The following is a 17,104-nucleotide window of genomic DNA, read 5'->3' as shown; positions in this document are numbered from 1 at the left end:
TCCATGAAAAAACTACATAACTACGTAACAGGACAATGGCTTCAAGGAAGTGGCGAAGGCGTACCGATGCACGATGCCATTACTGGTGAAGTCATTGCGCTTTCGGATACCGAGGGTCTTGATTTTGCCGAAATCCTGCATTATGGAAGAACAAAAGGAGGAGAGGTACTTCGGAAAATGACGTTTCAGGAGCGTGGCAATATGCTAAAATCCTTAGCCCTCCATTTGGTGAAAAAGAAAGCCGATTTTTATGAAATAAGCTACCGCACCGGCGCCACAAAAGTTGATAGTTGGATTGATATTGAAGGCGGTTTCGGAAATCTTTTTGCAAACGCTTCCCTTCGGAAATTATTTCCGAATCAATCCTACCACGTTGAAGGCGATCCTATAGATTTGTCAAGAGGCGGTCGTTTTATGGCGCATCATATAATGGTACCAAAACGTGGGGTTGCCATTCATATAAATGCGTTTAATTTCCCGGTATGGGGAATGTTGGAAAAATGTGCGGTAAACTGGATGGCGGGTGTGCCAGCGGTGGTAAAACCAGCTACAAATACTTCCTTTTTAACTGAAGCCGTAGTTCGTGAAATAATTGCTTCCAAAATTTTGCCCGAAGGCGCCTTGCAATTGATTACAGGTTCGGCTAGAACTATCTTAGATAGCGTTGAATCGCAGGATGTGGTAACCTTTACCGGTTCTGCAACGACGGGAAGAATGCTGAAATCGCATAAAAGAATTATTGAAGAAGCCGTGCCATTTACAATGGAAGCCGATAGTTTAAACGCGTCGGTTTTGGGCGAAGATTCTGTTCCCGGAACTCCCGAATTCGATATTTTTATAAAAGAAGTCCGAAATGAAATGACGGTAAAATGCGGCCAAAAATGTACCGCCATCCGTCGTGTAATCGTTCCTGAAAATTTAGTTGAAGATGTGCAAATTGCCCTCGGAAATGCCCTTTCAAAAGTAACCATCGGCGATCCGCGTTTAAAGGAAGTGCGTATGGGTTCATTGGTAAGTTTAGACCAAGTAAAAGAAGTCCGGGAGCGCGTGCAGAAATTGTCAAAAACTGCAAATATCGTGTATGGCGATTTAGATAAAATAGAAGTAATTGGCGCCGATGCAAAAAAAGGTGCTTTCTTGGCTCCCATTTTACTTCGCGAAAACAATCCGTTTAAGAACTTGTCTGTTCACGAAACTGAGGCATTTGGACCGGTGAGCACAATTATGCCGTACAAAAATTTAGATGAGGCCATTACTTTGGCGCAAATGGGGAAAGGATCTTTGGTTTCTTCAATCGCTACAAATGACGATAAAATTGCAAAAGAATATGTAATTAATGCAGCTTCGCATCACGGTCGCATTTTAGTGTTAAACCGCGAAAGCGCAAAGGAAAGTACAGGCCACGGTTCGCCATTACCAAGTTTGGTCCATGGCGGTCCGGGACGTGCGGGTGGCGGTGAGGAAATGGGCGGCGTTCGCGGCATAAAGCATTATTTGCAACGAACTGCAATTCAAGGTTCGCCAACTACCTTAACTGAAATCACCGGAATTTATCAGGCAAATGCCAAATATAAAGAGGCAGAACAGCATCCGTTTAAATATCACTGGGAAGATATAAAACCCGGAATGTCGCTAAAAACACACAAGCGCACGTTAACGGATTCAGATATTATAAGTTTTGCAAATCTTACGTGGGATCATTTTTATGCACATACCGATATCACCTCGCTCGACGGAAATATTTTTGAAAAGCGCACTGCTCACGGATATTTTATCATCGCGGCGGCAGCGGGACTTTTCGTTTATCCCAACAAAGGGCCGGTTGCAGCCAATTACGGTTTGGAAGACTGTCGTTTTTTGCGTCCGCTATATCATAACGATACAATTTATGTACGGTTAACGTGCAAGCAAAAAGTAGATCGCGATGTCGCTTCGGCTGAACATCCCAGCGGAATCGTAAAATGGTTTGTAGAGGTTTTTGATGCGGAGGACGAATTGGTGGCAGTGGCAACAATTCTCACCATGGTTCAAAAGAAGCAAGAAACCTTTGTTGAAATGACCGATGAAAAAATTCAGGAATCGTTGAATAAATTATCCGAAGATTCCAAACCGAAATGGGGTATTATGACGCCCCAACATATGTTGGAACATTTGGAATATACCTATAAAATTGCTTCGGGGAAAATTCAGGATTTTGATGTTGCGACGCCAGAAAAGATTTTGGAAAAAGTACACGCGAGCCTTTACAATTACGATAAATTTCCGCGGAACACGAATTTTCCGCAATTGGAAAAAGATACTTTAGATGAACTGAAGCATCCCGATTTAGGAACGGCGAAAGAGAAATTTCTGGAAGAACGGGAAGCATATAAAAACTATTTCAAAGAAAATCCCGATGCCAAATTGAACAATCTGGTTTTTGGCGAAATGAATCGCTACGAGTGGTATTTACTGGAGCGAAAGCATTTGAACCATCACTTTGAACAGTTTGGAATAATTTAAATTTAAAATATTTTGGAACAACCATACGTAAACATAAAAACCGAAAACAAAATTGCCTCTATCGAATTCTTCCATCCAGCACACAATAGTTTGCCGGGAGATTTGTTGGCGAAACTCGCAAATACAATTACTGAAGCTGGTAACAATGACGAAGTAAATGTTATTATTCTGAAAAGTGGCGGCGACAGAACTTTTTGTGCCGGTGCAAGCTTTAATGAACTTATAAGTATTAATGATGCCGAAACCGGAAAGGTTTTTTTCAGCGGATTCGCAAACGTTATAAACGCAATGCGCAAATGCCCAAAATTCATCATCGGAAGAATTCAAGGAAAAACCGTTGGTGGTGGCGTTGGGGTTGCTTCGGCTACAGATTATTGTATGGCCACAAAATTTGCTTCGATTAAATTAAGCGAATTAAATGTGGGAATTGGCCCATTTGTGGTTGGTCCCGCCGTTGAACGCAAATTGGGTTTGAGTGCTATGAGCCAAATAGCCATCGATGCAAATTCCTTTTACGAAGCCGAATGGGCCCGCCAAAAAGGATTGTACAATCAGGTTTTTGATTCTTTAGAGGAATTGGATGAAGCGGTTCAAAAATTTGCTGAAAATCTGTGCAATTACAATCCCGAAGCGATGAAGGAAATGAAAAAAGTATTTTGGAGCGGCACAGAAAATTGGGATGAATTACTTGCGGAACGTGCCGTGATTTCCGGAAGATTAGTACTTTCAGAATTTACTAAAAACACTTTGAAGAGGTTTGAATAATTATTGGCAAAACTACTTTTGATGAATGAGGGTTATTTTCTCCCCATCAATATAATACCCTTTTTTTGCTTTGAATAGAATGGGCTCTTTTTCATCGGAATAGGCTTCGATTATTTCATAATCTTCCTTAATCTCGGCATTTAAACGTTTAATTTTTTCTTCGCCATTACAGGCTTCCCCGATAACTTTATAGGTTCCGTCGCGATATTCTGCTTTGGTTCCGATCACTTTCACCGGCAAAATTTTTTCCAAATATTTGATATAGACTTCAAATCCGCCTGTAACAATGAATACTTTAATTCCTTCTGAATCAAACTTTTTAATGTCAGCCAACATTTTCGAATTGAATAATTCTGGAAATTCCATATTCCAAAACTGTTCAGCATATTTTTGAACTTTTTCCGGCGGCAATCCGTTCAAATAATTGTAAAAATTTTCTTTAAAAGTAGTTTTTCCAATCATATTGGTTTTGTGCAGAAACTGGATCCAAAATAGTTGGAACAGATAAAAAATTTTCAGTTCACGTTTATAGCAAACGAACTTAAAAAAAGAATCCTTCGACGATTTTTTATATAAAGTTTGGTTAAGGTCATAAACTACAATTTTCATAGTATTTTTGTTTGAAATCACGTATAAAGTAAATCAACTTGGGCTTAGTTTTGTCTTAGCAAAATATTAAAAAATGATTTTTAGTTTTAAGGGCCATATCCCGGTAATTCATAAAAGTAGTTTTGTACATCCCCTCGCTGCCGTTACGGGCAATGTGATTATTGGGAAAAATTGCTATATCGGTCCCGGCGCGGCAATTCGCGGCGATTGGGGTGAGATTATTCTCGAAGATGGCGTAAATGTGCAGGAAAATTGCACTGTGCATATGTTTCCGGGAAAAAGTATTGTTTTGAAAGAAGGCGCGCACGTGGGCCACGGAGCAATAATTCACGGAGCGAATTTGGGCAGAAATTGTTTGATTGGAATGAACAGCGTAATTATGGACGATGCCGAAATTGGCGATGAATGCATCGTAGGGGCAATGAGTTTTGTGAAAGCAGATGAAAAATTTCCAAGACGAAAACTGATTGTTGGAAATCCTGCAAAAGCAATAAAGAATATTTCAGATGAAATGATTGCCTGGAAAACAGCCGGAACAAGATTATACCAACAATTACCCAGCGATTGCCACGAAAGTTTGCGGGAAGTGGAACCGTTACGGGAAATTCCGAAGAACCGACCTGTGCAGGAAGATTTTTATAAAACCATTTCTGAATATAGAAAAGAGAACAAAGAATAGAGACAACTATGTCGAATACAGAATTCAAAATGCCCAAAATGGGCGAATCAATTTCCGAAGGAACGATTATCAATTGGTTGGTAAACGAGGGCGAAACTTTTGAAGAAGGCGATATTCTTTTAGAGGTTGCAACCGATAAAGTAGATAACGAAGTACCCGCCCCAGCGTCCGGAAAAATGCTGGAACATAAATTTAAGGCGCAGGATGTTGTTCCCGTTGGGGAAGTGATTGCGATTTTAGAGCTTTCGGGAGAAAAGGGAATTGCAAAACCTTCGAACAAATCTTCAGAAAAAGCAATTTCAAAAACTTCAACATCTGCAGAAAAGAAAAAAATAGAAAAATCTTCTTCTTCATCTTCGAAATCATTTAAAATAAACGAAAACGTTTTCATTTCCCCTTTGGTTGATAGCATTGCCCGAAAAAATCACATTAGTTACGAAGAATTAGCTCGAATTTCAGGTACCGGAAAAGATGGCCGTTTACGAAAAAGTGATGTTTCAAATTATTTAGTAAATGGACGCCCGTTTCAGTTTGCGCAAGCTGTTCCGGAAGTTTCAGGATTTCAGGTTCCAGATTTAAAATTCGACAAAGGAAAAGGCAAAATCGTAGAGATGGACCGTATGCGCCAAATGATTGCAGACCATATGGTTTTCAGCGCTAGCACTGCGCCGCACGTTACAGCATATGTGGAAGCAGATTTAACCGAAATGGTACATTGGCGAAATAAAAATAAAGAAGCTTTTCAAAAAAAGTACAATGAAAAACTAACATTTACCCCGCTTTTTATTGAATGTGTGGCGAAGGCAATCCAGGATTTTCCAATGATTAATTCCACTTTGGATGGAAAAAATATTATTGTAAAGGACGATATAAATATAGGGATGGCAACTGCACTTCCGTCGGGAAATTTAATCGTGCCCGTTGTTAAAAATGCCGATAAAAAGAATTTAAATGAATTGGCTGCTGCGACAAACGACTTGGTTGGAAAAGCCCGAGATAATAAATTAAAGGCCGATGAAACAAAAGGAAGCACTTTCACAATTAGCAATGTGGGAACCTTTGGAAGTTTAATGGGCACACCCATAATCAACCAACCCGAAGCTGCAATTTTGGCAACGGGAATCATTAAAAAACGCGCCGAAGTAATGGAAAGAGAAGAAGGCGATACAATTGAAATTAGACAAATGATGTATCTATCGCTCTCTTTCGATCATAGAATAGTTGATGGTTATTTGGCCGGTTCTTTTTTAAGAAGAATCGCCGATTATATGGAACAGTTTGATACTAACAGAAAAATTTAATAATGTCAGGTCGAGCGCAGTCGAGACCTCGTTAAGAATAAAAAAGTGAATATTTCAAAAGATATATTAAAGAAGGCCTTCAAAACCCTCGTCACTGCAAAAGCAATGACAAAGATTTATGAAGAAAATTTTAAAACCGTTTCAGAATACGTGCACGCAACTTCACGCGGACACGAGACAATTCAAATAGCCGTGGGAATGCAGCTTTTGCCGCAGGATTACGCTTTTCCATATTATCGCGATGATTCTATGTTGCTTTCCATTGGAATGAAACCGTATGAGCTTATGCTGCAGGTTTTAGCTAAAAAGGATGACCCATTTTCGGGCGGTAGAACCTATTATTCCCATCCAAGTTTGAAGGATGATGATAAACCAAAAATTCCACATCAAAGTTCGGCCACCGGCATGCAGGCTATTCCGGCAACGGGTGTTGCTATGGGGTTGCATTACCGCGAAGGCGGTAATCCTATGAATCAAACTAAAAACGCTAATAGAAATGCGGTTGCTGAATATTTTGAAAAAAATGATATTTCTTCCAGTTCGACAGAATCCCGCCTTCGCGGGATTGTGGTTTGTAGTTTAGGTGATGCCTCGGTGACCGAAGGCGAAGTCGCTGAAGCTTTTCAAATGGCAGCTTTAAAACAATTGCCCATTTTGTATTTAGTGCAGGATAACGGGTGGGATATTTCAGCAAATGCGGCGGAAACACGGGCGCAAAATGCTTTTGAATACGCCGCAGGTTTTCACGGTTTGGAAGCTGTTACAATCGATGGAACCGATTTTGAGGAAAGTTACAATACCATTCAAAATATAATTTCAAAAATCAGAACCGAAAGAAGACCATTTTTAGTACACGCAAAAGTTCCATTATTGAACCATCACACTTCGGGGGTGCGCATGGAATTTTATCGGGATGATTTGGAGGAAGCGCGAAGTCGGGATCCGTATCCGAAATTGAAAAAATTGTTATTGGACAATGGGTTTAAAGACAAAGAACTTTCAGAAATCGAAAGCGAAATCAAAATCGAAGTTGAAAATTCGTTGGAAAAAGCGCTAAAAGCGGAAGACCCAAAACCCGAAGATCTTTTTACGCATGATTTTGCTCCAACGGAAATTACCGAAGAAAAGGGCGAACGTTCTCCCAAAGGTGGTGAAAAAGTGGTGATGGTGGATTGTGCACTTTTCGCCATTGAGGAATTGATGTCGAAACACAAAGAATGTTTATTGTACGGCCAGGATGTTGGTGGAAGATTGGGCGGCGTGTTTCGTGAAGCCGCGACACTAGCTCAGAAATTTGGTGATAATCGCGTTTTTAATACGCCAATTCAAGAAGCATTTATCGTTGGAAGCACCGTTGGAATGAGTGCTGTTGGCTTGAAACCGATTGTTGAGGTTCAGTTTGCCGATTATATTTGGCCAGGGCTCAATCAGCTTTTTACCGAGGTTTCCCGAAGCTGTTATCTTTCGAACGGAAAATGGCCGGTTTCAATGATACTGCGAGTTCCCATCGGAGCTTATGGCAGCGGCGGGCCGTACCATTCTTCTTCCGTGGAAAGTGTAGTTACAAATATTCGCGGACTTAAAATTGCCTATCCAAGCAATGGCGCAGATTTAAAAGGATTGTTGAAAGCCGCTTATTACGATCCAAATCCGGTTGTGATTTTTGAGCATAAAGGTTTGTATTGGAGTAAAGTGAAAGGAACCAAAGGCGCCACGTCTATAATGCCCGCAGAAGATTATGTTTTACCATTCGGAAAAGCTTGGGTTTTGCAGGAAATCTGGAAACAGGAAGAGGAGGAAACCCTTTCAATTATTACCTACGGAATGGGTGTGCATTGGGCTATGAATGCTTCCGAAGAGCTTGGAATGCAGGATAAAATTGAAGTTGTCGATCTTCGAACACTTCATCCTTTGGATTATGAAACAGTTTTCAAATCTGTAAAAAAATGTGGAAAATGTCTCGTTGTAACCGAAGAACCTTCAGAAAATGGATTCTCACGCGGTTTGCAGGGAAGAATCCAAGAGGAATGCTTTCAGCAATTGGATGCACCGGTGATGTTGATTGGTTCTGAAAATATGCCCGCAATTCCACTTAATTCAACGCTTGAGGAAACGATGATTCCTTCCACGGAAAAGGTGAAGAAGAAGATTTTGGAAGTGTTAAACTATTAATTAAAAATCTTTATTAAACTATGCTTTTATGAAAAGCTTCTATAATCTGGAGGCTTTTCATTTTGTGAGTTTTTAGAAATAGAAATACAAACCTGCATTAATATAATACGTATCGATAATCAAAGGTACTATTTCGTCATTTGCGAGAAATGAAAGATCGTTTTCATATTCGGGAATATAACTTACAATTACACCCAGCGATTTTTTGTTATCCAACTTGAACAATACCCCGGCTTTTGGCGTCCAATAAACACTTCCTTCCGTTTGATTAATTTTGAAATCGTTATAATTTCCATCGTAATGATCGCGAACAAGGCCAATGCCAATACCTATTAGTGGATTTATAGAACCCTTTTTGTTGAAATGAAACTCGGTTCCCAAATTTGTCCTGAAAGAATTTTTATTAAAATTTGTTGCGAAGGGCGAATTGCCAAAATCCTTATCGCCCGAAAAAGCTGCGCTCGCCTCCAAAGTAAAATATAAATTTTCCTGCAGCGATCCCAAAAAACCCGGTGTCGCAGCCAGCCCGAAACTTAATTGACCTTGGGCCAAATTTTCATAATCGTCCAAATTGAAAAAACTGATACGATTCATGGAAGCGCCAATGCTTGCAAAGAATCTATATTTATCTTCCTGAAAATTTTCAGCTCGCTCCACTTCATTTTCTGTAGGCTCAAAGGGCGTGTAATTGCAGGTATTGTATTGTTGCACGGTATTTATCAAATCGGTTTCCGTTATAAATTTTAGATCAAAAACCGATTGTCTTATTTCCTCACAATCTTTAAAAAGAACAGCCAAGGTGCCCTGAAGATGTTCTTCAACATTGGGTCGTATATCAATTTCTTTTATTGGGCCACCTTCTATTTTTATTTCGAATATTCCTTCTTTTACTTTTGTTAAAGTAGCTTTTCCACTAACGAGTTCTTGTGCCTGTATTCCAAAACTTGTGAGCAATACCAGCAATACTAATTTAAATGTTTTCATACCTTTTTCTTTTTAATTTTTAAATCGATGAGGTAGATTGTTACAGTTCGTTCCACAAGTAAGCTCTTGGGAACCTGAATTTTTTCAGAAGAATATTTTGTTGGTTGAGGATTTTTTCGGGCTTACTTTTTCATCGCCCCCGGTGGGTATTCCGCTAAAATTTTCATCACTATTTCGCGGATTCGCTCTTCTTTTCTTTCCATATCGGCAGTTACCAAATCGGCACTTCCCATACCTTGCCAAACTAAACTGTTGGTTTTAGCATCAATTAAATCAATGAAAAGTGTACCCTCAGCGGTTCGAGAAACACTGCTACTTCCGTAATATCCTCCGTAATACCAAGGATTCCAACCCCAGCCGTAGCCAAAATTGTTATTGTAAACATCCACACGTTCGCGTTCTTTAGTGAAAATACTAACAAGTAAATCTGGCGTTTCAGATTTTGACATTCCCTTCAAAGTAAGGTTTTCCTCAATAGCGCGAAGAATTCGTTTTTTGTCGAGATCGCTGATTTCGGCTTTGTCAATTCCGGGCTTATAAAATGCGAAGGAATTGTATTGGGTAAAATTTGCTTCTTTGTCAAAATCTGTCGCCACGCGAACGGTGGAGCAGGAGGCGAACACAAAAAGCAATAATAGGGGTAGAAATTTAAGTGCTTTCATAATGCAATTTTTTAAGTTGAAACGAACAATTTTTATAACTGTCGTTTTCTTTTAAAGTTAAAGAAATTTATTTGAAAAGATTGTCGTCAACGAAATTAGGAAGCGTAACCTTTAACTGCGGATTGTTTTCCATCGCGCGCTTTATGGCGAAAACAGCTTCATCATTTCGTGCCCAACTGCGTCTTGCGATTCCGTTATTTACATCCCAGAAAAGCATGTTTTCCAAACGTCGTTGCGCATCTTCACTACCATCAAGAACCATTCCGAAACCTCCGTTTATTACTTCGCCCCAACCAACTCCGCCGCCATTATGAATGCTCACCCAAGTAGCGCCGCGGAAGCTATCGCCAATTACATTTTGTATCGCCATATCGGCCGTGAATCTGCTACCGTCATATATATTTGAAGTTTCGCGGTAGGGCGAATCAGTTCCGGAAACGTCATGATGGTCGCGTCCTAAAATAACCGGGCCAATTTTTCCTTCGGAAATGGCTTTGTTGAAAGCCGAAGCAATCTGCACCCGCCCGTCAGAATCTGCATAAAGTATTCGTGCTTGCGAACCCACGACCAATTTATTTTCCTGAGCACCTTTAATCCAAGTAATGTTATCCTGCATTTGTTGCTGGATTTCCTTTGGCGAGTTTTTCATTAATCGTTCCAAAACTTCGGAAGCTATTTCATCGGTTTTTTGAAGATCTTCAGGTTTTCCGGAAGCACAAACCCAGCGAAATGGTCCGAAGCCGTAATCAAAACACATCGGGCCCATTATGTCTTGAACGTATGATGGATATTTAAATTCTTTGTTTTTTTCTTCGGACAGAACATCGGCCCCGGCACGCGAAGCTTCCAAAAGAAACGCATTTCCATAGTCGAAGAAATAAGTTCCCTTTGCTGCGTGTTTATTGATTGCTTCCACTTGGCGGCGCAAGCTTTTTTGCACTTCTTTTTTAAATTGCTCTGGATTGTTTGCCATCATTTCGTTGGCTTCCCCATACGTCAATCCCGCTGGATAATAACCGCCAGCCCAGGGATTGTGAAGCGAAGTTTGATCACTTCCCAAATCGATATGAATATTATCTTTATCAAACTTTTCCCAAACTTCAACCACATTTCCATCGTAAGCTATTGAAACGGTTTCTTTTTTCGCCATTGCTTCTTTCACACGTTTGGAAAGTGCATCCAAATCTGAAATCACTTCGTCAACCCAACCTTGGCTGTGCCTCGTTTCAGTAGCTTTTTTATTTACTTCGGCGCACACCGTTACGCAGCCAGCGATATTCCCGGCTTTTGGTTGCGCGCCGCTCATTCCGCCCAGTCCGGACGTTACGAAAAGACCACCTTTTGGTTCTTTTTTTATTTTTCTGAAACCATTCAAAACCGTAATCGTCGTGCCGTGAACAATTCCCTGCGGACCGATGTACATATAGCTTCCCGCCGTCATTTGTCCGTATTGGGTTACTCCCAAAGCATTGAATTTTTCCCAATCGTCCGGTTTTGAATAATTCGGGATCATCATTCCATTTGTAACCACAACCCTTGGCGCATTTTTATGCGAAGGAAACAACCCGAGCGGATGGCCCGAATACACAGCTAAAGTTTGCTCATCGGTTATTTCCGAAAGGTATTTCATCACCAAAAGATATTGCGCCCAATTTTGAAAAACTGCTCCATTTCCTCCGTAAGTAATCAATTCGTGCGGATGTTGTGCAACTGCATAATCCAGATTGTTTTGGATCATCAGCATTATTGCCTTTGCTTGGTCACATTTTCCGGGATATTCCTCAATTGGCCGGGCGTAAATTTTATAATCGGGACGGAAACGGTACATATAAATACGTCCGTATTTCTCCAATTCCTCACGAAACTCGGGGAGGAGCGTGGCGTGATGTTTTGGTTCAAAATAGCGAAGCGCATTGCGAAGCGCAAGTTCCTTTTCTTCCTTTGAAAGAATTTCCTTGCGTTTTGGCGCGTGGTTTATGTTTGGATCGTAAGATTTCTTTTCAGGTAAAACCGAAGGAATTCCTTGTTGTATTTGTTCTTTAAAAGTCATTAGTAGTCAATGAGTCGATTAGTTTATGAGTTGATATTTTAAGTTTAAAAGTTTATGCGTTTAAAAGTTTAGTTTATAAGAAATATTTTTGCCTACAGCCTACAGCCTACAGCCTACAGCCTACTTTTATCAAACCCATACGGGCAGTGGCGGCAACCGCTTTGGCAGCAATAGCCACGTTTTAAATGATACTGCGCCGTAAAACATTTGTAGCCTTCGGGCGTAAGGTAATAATCGCCTTCTTCGAGGGGTATATTTTTCTTTGGAAAAAGCATTTCACAAAAGTAAGGATTTCAATATTGAAAGTTTTAAAAAGAGAGCAAATCCACGGGTTAGAAATTTATGCCTTAAATTTGTAATAAAACAATACAGTTATGACGAAGCACAAGGCCGGATTTGTGAACATAATAGGAAATCCAAACGTTGGTAAAAGTACGCTGATGAATGCATTTGTAGGCGAACGGCTTTCCATTATCACTTCCAAAGCGCAAACCACGCGCCACCGAATTTTGGGCATTGTGAATGGCGATGATTTTCAAGTATTATTGAGCGACACGCCGGGAATTATTAAACCTGCGTATCAGCTTCAGGAAAGTATGATGGACTTCGTAAAATCTGCTTTCGAAGATGCCGATATTTTGCTGTATTTGGTTGAATTGGGCGAAAAGGAATTGAAGGATGAAGCGTTTTTCAACAAAATTACAAACTCCAAAATTCCCGTTTTACTTCTTATAAATAAAATTGACAAAGGCAATGAGGAGCTGCTTTCCGAAGCTTTAAAGATGTGGCAGGAAAAAGTTCCGAATGCTGAGATTTTTGCTATTTCGGCACTTCAAAATTTTGGCGTTTCTGAAGTTTTCAATCGGATAATTGAATTGCTGCCCGAATCGCCACCATTTTATCCAAAAGATCAATTGACTGACAAACCCGAGCGGTTTTTCGTAAATGAGGCGATTCGCGAAAAAATATTAATTCACTATAAAAAGGAAATTCCATATTCCGTAGAAATTGATACGGAGGAGTTTTTTGAGGAAGAAAACATCATCCGCATCCGTAGCGTAATTATGGTTGAACGCGAAACCCAAAAAGGAATTATTATCGGCCACAAAGGTTCAGCCTTAAAGCGCGTGGGGATTGAGGCGAGAAAGGATTTGGAAAAATTCTTCGGAAAGCAAATCCATCTCGAACTATATGTAAAAGTGAACAAAGATTGGCGCAGTAATGAAAGGCAATTGCGCAGATTTGGATATAATCAATGAGCCATTTGCCCAATTTTAAGTTTCAGAATTTATAATTTCGTCCATAAAATCATACAAATCGCGCATTCCCGGTTTCCCTTTTTTCTTGCCAATTCTTCCGGCAACGTAAAGCAGAATCCAGAGGAGGATTAAAATCACGGTAATAGCAATTTGTAACCCAAATGAATTTCCCAGATTGAAATTGGAATAAAGCCACGTCAAATTCACCATAAACAGAATTCCCACGGCTACGTGCAAAAACATAAACATGGTCCATACAGTGGGGTTTGGCCCGAAAAAACCTTGCAGCAAACATTTGTTTCGGGCTAAATCTGATAGCTCCAAATGCAATTGGGGCGACCAAAAATGCTGTTGTCCATTGGGAAGTTTGATGAAAATATGATCGTCAATACAAGAAACCACAAACCTTCTTTGCGATTTTTTTATTTCGGAAAATTTTGCAAACAAGTGTGAACAAGGCTGTTCAACTTCCAGCTTGAATCGGGGTCTTAAAATTATTTCATTTGGAAGCATTCCTTGGCTTTTATTTTTTAAGGGGTTAAAATAGTATTTTTTCTGCCAACTAAAACCTATTTTTGCACCCTAAAAAAGAGATTATGAGCATTGTTGCCGTGGTAGGAAGACCGAATGTGGGGAAATCCACTTTCTTCAACAGATTGATACAGCGCCGTGAGGCCATTGTTGATGCGGTGAGTGGCGTTACACGCGACCGCCATTATGGAAAAAGCGATTGGAACGGAAAGGAATTTTCGTTGATTGATACAGGCGGATATGTAAAAGGAAGCGATGATATTTTTGAAGCCGAAATTGACAAACAAGTAGAACTTGCCATTGATGAAGCGGATGCAATAATTTTTATGGTAGATGTGGAAAGTGGCGTAACCGGAATGGATGAAGATGTTGCGAAGCTATTACGCCGTTCTAAAAAACCCATTTTTCTTGCCATCAATAAAGTAGATGCTGCCTCACGAGTAAATGATGCCTTGGAATTTTATTCCCTTGGGTTTGAAAATCAATACAATATCTCCAGTATTAATGGTAGCGGAACTGGCGAATTACTCGATGATTTAGTAAAAGCCTTGCCGGAACGCGAAGAGGAAGACAATAGCGAATTGCCACGTTTTGCGGTGGTTGGCCGCCCGAATGCCGGAAAATCTTCTTTCATCAATGCTTTAATTGGAAAGGACAGGTATATTGTTACTGATATTGCAGGCACTACACGAGATAGCATCGATACGAAATACGACCGTTTTGGGTTTGAGTTTAATTTAGTGGATACCGCCGGAATTCGTAAAAAGAGCAAAGTAAAGGAAGATTTAGAATTTTATTCCGTAATGCGAAGCGTTCGCGCCATTGAACATTGCGATGTTATTATTCTTATTTTTGACGCCACCCGCGGTTTTGATGGGCAGGTTGAAAATATTTTTTGGCTCGCGCAACGCAACAATAAAGGGATCGTGATACTTGCCAACAAATGGGATTTGGTAGAGGACAAGGAGAGCAGTAGCGTAAAGGATTATGAAAAATACATCCGCCAGCAAATTGAACCTTTTGTGGATGTGCCCATTGTGTTTATTTCCGTATTGACAAAACAGCGAATTTTTAAAGCCATTGAAACTGCTGTCGAGGTTTATCAAAACCGAAGCAAAAAAGTGAAGACAAGCGAGTTGAACGAGGTGATGCTTCCTATAATCCAAGCCTACCCACCGCCGGCTTATAAGGCGAAATATGTGAAAATTAAATTCTGTACGCAGTTACCGACGCCGTACCCAAGTTTTGCGTTTTTCTGTAACCTTCCGCAATATGTGAAAGATCCGTACAAACGTTTTATTGAGAATAAATTACGGGAGAATTTTGATTTTTCGGGGGTTCCTATTACGGTTTATTTCAGAAAGAAGTAATTTAGCCAACAATTAAATTTTTTGTGCTTGCCAGGAAGGAATGAGTTACATTTTCTATTTATTCAGAAATGGTTTTCCTTCTAAAGAATAGCGAAGTTGGGTAAAGTATTTTAGTGAAAACTGAAATATGGGGCTTAACACAAAAGTGAAGATAAACGTTACCCAAAAAACCGGTCCGCCCAAAAAATACCCAATTACCAGCACTAGACTTTCTACCATAATCCGGGCACGACTAACGGACAATCCAGTTTTTTCTGAAATGGAAAGCATAAATCCATCTCTCGGTCCCGCTCCAATTCCACCCGAAACGTAAAGTCCTCCACCAATTCCGATTAAAAAAATGCCTGTCAAAAGTATTAAATAATCTATCCAGCTATTAGTTGCATTTGGAAGAACGTCCCACCACAGAAAGAAATCCATTATCGGACCTATGAGCAACGCGTTTAAAAATGTACCGAGGTTAACATATTTCTTGCTGAAAAGCAATGAAATCAAAATTAAAACCAAGCCAACCAGTATACTCCAAGTGCCAATGGAAAATCCAATTTTTTCAAATAGCGCTACGTTTAAAACATCCCACGGATGCAATCCCAAATATTGTACTTTCACGGTAATCGCTGCGCCCAGGCCAAAGCAAATAAGTCCCAAAAAATAAAATGTATATCTAATTAATTTTTGCGCGCTGCGGGCATTAGATTGGTCCATGGAAAAGCATTGAAAATTTTTGGCAAACTTCGCAAATTAGAAATGGTTTTAAAAGTAATTGTGGCTTATTTCTAATCCATAGTTTACCAACCACCGCTAGCACCACCGCCACCAAAGCCACCGCCACCAAAACCTCCGCCAAAGCCGCCGCCACCGCCAAAACTTCCGCCACCGCCAAAACTTCCACCGCCGCCGCCGAAACCGCCACGACCCAAACTGCTAAGAATTAGGATATCGAGCAAACCACCGCCGCTATTGCGCCCGCCATTTCCTCCTTTTCCCCCTTTACGAATTAGGGCGATGATAATAATGATAAAAATAAAGATGATAAAAAATGGAATTTTAAAACCTCCCTTTTCGCCAAAATCACGTTCTTCCTTAAATTCGCCTTTTAGTGCCGCAAATATTGCATCACTTCCGTTATTGAGCCCAGCGTAATAATTCCCAGTTTTGAATTCCGGAATCATTATTCTATTAATTATTCGTTCGGCCATTAAATCGGTAATTCTATATTCAATGCCGTAGCCAGTGTTTATATCCACTTTTCGGTCGTCCTTGGCGAGGGTTATAACAATTCCGTTATCTTCCCCGCCTTGACCAATGCCCCACTTTTGTCCCCATTCCGCCCCAAGTATAGAAATATCCTCGCCATTCGTTGAGCCGATAATGATACATACTATCTGTGTGGAAGTAGAGTCTGCATAGCGCAGCAATTTGTTCTCAAGTGAAGATTTCTGTTGTGGCGTGAGCAGATTTATATAATCATAAACCGAAGTCTGCACCGAAGGTTTTGGCGGAATTTCATACTGCGCCCAAACATTTTCAGCAAAAATTATTATCGCAAGAAACGAAAGTAAAAAAGGGTATTTTTTTAGAATGTTGATGAGATTAGAGGTTTAAGAGTTTAAAAGTTTAAAAATTAAAGGTTTAAAAATTTATAGGTTTAGAAGTTTAAAAACCATTTTTTCTAAAACTGGAATTCGGAATATTCAACCGGCAACTTGCAACCTTCAACCAAATTTCAGCCAACGGAAATATCATCCGGCAGTTCGTTCGTGTCATCCTTTTTAAAAGGGAAATGTTTTTTTAATTGCTCACCGGCTTTTGAAATACCTTCTACCAAACCTCGCCCCATATCTCCATTTTTAAAATGCGCGATGATAATATCTTTAGTGCTTTCCCAGAAATTCTGCCCAACAATATCGTTTATGCCTTTATCGCCCATTATAACTAGCGTTCTGTCTTCCACCGCAACATAAATTAGCACTCCGTTGCGTTCCTTTGTATTATCCATGTTAAGCATTTCAAATACTTCGGCAGCACGGTCAAAGGCATCAATAGGTTCATTGGGCTCTTCTGCGGAAACGGATGTGGGTTCCAAATGTACCCGAATTTCTCCGGAGGTATTTTTCTCGGCACTCCGAATGGCATCAATTATTTCGGTTTCTTCTTCCGAAGAAAGAAATTTTTCAACTTTTGACATATTATTATTGACTTAAGACGGTAAGACTTTTG

16 protein-coding genes are annotated in these 17,104 nt (G+C 40.1%); 7 read left to right on the top strand and 9 right to left on the bottom strand.

Going from position 1 to position 17,104, the window contains the following annotated elements; translation table 11 throughout:
• Window positions 1-3: 3 nt before the first annotated feature.
• Window positions 4-2,502 (top strand): phenylacetic acid degradation bifunctional protein PaaZ, encoded by a 2,499-nt coding sequence (gene paaZ, locus QRD02_RS08400; protein ID WP_290254485.1) that lies wholly within the window; start codon window positions 4-6, stop codon window positions 2,500-2,502.
• 12 nt (window positions 2,503-2,514) lie between these two features.
• Window positions 2,515-3,267 (top strand): enoyl-CoA hydratase/isomerase family protein, encoded by a 753-nt coding sequence (locus QRD02_RS08395; protein ID WP_290254484.1) that lies wholly within the window; start codon window positions 2,515-2,517, stop codon window positions 3,265-3,267.
• Window positions 3,268-3,279: 12 nt separating this feature from the next.
• Here the strand turns inward: QRD02_RS08395 and QRD02_RS08390 are convergent, their stop codons facing one another.
• A complete protein-coding gene (locus QRD02_RS08390) occupies window positions 3,280-3,876 on the bottom strand; it encodes an HAD family hydrolase (protein WP_290254483.1) in 597 nt (198 codons plus the stop codon).
• A 73-nt stretch (window positions 3,877-3,949) separates the two neighbouring features.
• Here QRD02_RS08390 and QRD02_RS08385 point away from each other — a divergent pair, with 73 nt between their 5' ends.
• From QRD02_RS08385 to QRD02_RS08375, 3 genes are all read left to right on the top strand, one after another.
• Window positions 3,950-4,555: an acyltransferase gene (locus tag QRD02_RS08385; RefSeq protein WP_290254482.1), complete on the top strand. Its 606-nt coding sequence runs from the start codon at window positions 3,950-3,952 to the stop codon at window positions 4,553-4,555.
• Between the two features lie 8 nt (window positions 4,556-4,563).
• On the top strand, window positions 4,564-5,856 hold the full coding sequence (locus tag QRD02_RS08380) for a dihydrolipoamide acetyltransferase family protein (RefSeq protein WP_290254481.1): 1,293 nt from the start codon (window positions 4,564-4,566) through the stop codon (window positions 5,854-5,856).
• Between the two features lie 105 nt (window positions 5,857-5,961).
• Window positions 5,962-8,028 (top strand): alpha-ketoacid dehydrogenase subunit alpha/beta, encoded by a 2,067-nt coding sequence (locus QRD02_RS08375; RefSeq protein ID WP_435373029.1) that lies wholly within the window; start codon window positions 5,962-5,964, stop codon window positions 8,026-8,028.
• 72 nt (window positions 8,029-8,100) lie between these two features.
• Here QRD02_RS08375 and QRD02_RS08370 read toward each other — a convergent pair whose 3' ends face one another.
• The 4 genes from QRD02_RS08370 to QRD02_RS08355 form a co-directional block, all read right to left on the bottom strand.
• Window positions 8,101-9,012, bottom strand: a complete 912-nt coding sequence (locus QRD02_RS08370) for a hypothetical protein (protein ID WP_290254479.1) — start codon at window positions 9,010-9,012, stop codon at window positions 8,101-8,103.
• Between the two features lie 122 nt (window positions 9,013-9,134).
• On the bottom strand, window positions 9,135-9,674 hold the full coding sequence (locus QRD02_RS08365) for a DUF4136 domain-containing protein (RefSeq protein ID WP_290254478.1): 540 nt from the start codon (window positions 9,672-9,674) through the stop codon (window positions 9,135-9,137).
• 67 nt (window positions 9,675-9,741) lie between these two features.
• Window positions 9,742-11,724, bottom strand: a complete 1,983-nt coding sequence (hutU, locus tag QRD02_RS08360; RefSeq protein ID WP_290254477.1) for a urocanate hydratase — start codon at window positions 11,722-11,724, stop codon at window positions 9,742-9,744.
• Window positions 11,725-11,837: 113 nt separating this feature from the next.
• On the bottom strand, window positions 11,838-11,999 hold the full coding sequence (locus tag QRD02_RS08355) for a C1orf53 family protein (protein WP_290254476.1): 162 nt from the start codon (window positions 11,997-11,999) through the stop codon (window positions 11,838-11,840).
• 99 nt (window positions 12,000-12,098) lie between these two features.
• On the opposite strand from QRD02_RS08355, the gene era reads away from it, so the two are divergent.
• A complete protein-coding gene (gene era, locus QRD02_RS08350; protein WP_290254475.1) occupies window positions 12,099-12,983 on the top strand; it encodes a GTPase Era in 885 nt (294 codons plus the stop codon).
• A gap of 15 nt (window positions 12,984-12,998) precedes the next feature.
• On the opposite strand, the gene QRD02_RS08345 is transcribed toward era, so the two are convergent.
• Complete coding sequence (locus tag QRD02_RS08345) at window positions 12,999-13,496, bottom strand: GTP-binding protein (protein WP_290254474.1); 498 nt, start codon at window positions 13,494-13,496, stop codon at window positions 12,999-13,001.
• Between the two features lie 80 nt (window positions 13,497-13,576).
• Between QRD02_RS08345 and der the strand changes: the two genes are divergently transcribed.
• Window positions 13,577-14,884: a ribosome biogenesis GTPase Der gene (gene der, locus QRD02_RS08340; protein ID WP_290254570.1), complete on the top strand. Its 1,308-nt coding sequence runs from the start codon at window positions 13,577-13,579 to the stop codon at window positions 14,882-14,884.
• Window positions 14,885-14,938: 54 nt separating this feature from the next.
• On the opposite strand, the gene QRD02_RS08335 is transcribed toward der, so the two are convergent.
• The 3 genes from QRD02_RS08335 to QRD02_RS08325 form a co-directional block, all read right to left on the bottom strand.
• Entirely contained in the window at window positions 14,939-15,589 is a 651-nt protein-coding gene (locus QRD02_RS08335; RefSeq protein WP_290254473.1) for a YczE/YyaS/YitT family protein, read from the bottom strand.
• A gap of 83 nt (window positions 15,590-15,672) precedes the next feature.
• Window positions 15,673-16,473: a TPM domain-containing protein gene (locus QRD02_RS08330; RefSeq protein ID WP_435373028.1), complete on the bottom strand. Its 801-nt coding sequence runs from the start codon at window positions 16,471-16,473 to the stop codon at window positions 15,673-15,675.
• A 137-nt stretch (window positions 16,474-16,610) separates the two neighbouring features.
• Window positions 16,611-17,072 (bottom strand): TPM domain-containing protein, encoded by a 462-nt coding sequence (locus QRD02_RS08325; protein ID WP_290254472.1) that lies wholly within the window; start codon window positions 17,070-17,072, stop codon window positions 16,611-16,613.
• Window positions 17,073-17,104: the final 32 nt, after the last annotated feature.

The sequence above is a fragment of the Aequorivita aurantiaca genome (assembly GCF_030410135.1).
Lineage (GTDB): Bacteria > Bacteroidota > Bacteroidia > Flavobacteriales > Flavobacteriaceae > Aequorivita > Aequorivita aurantiaca.
This window is presented reverse-complemented; position numbering and strand designations above follow the sequence as displayed.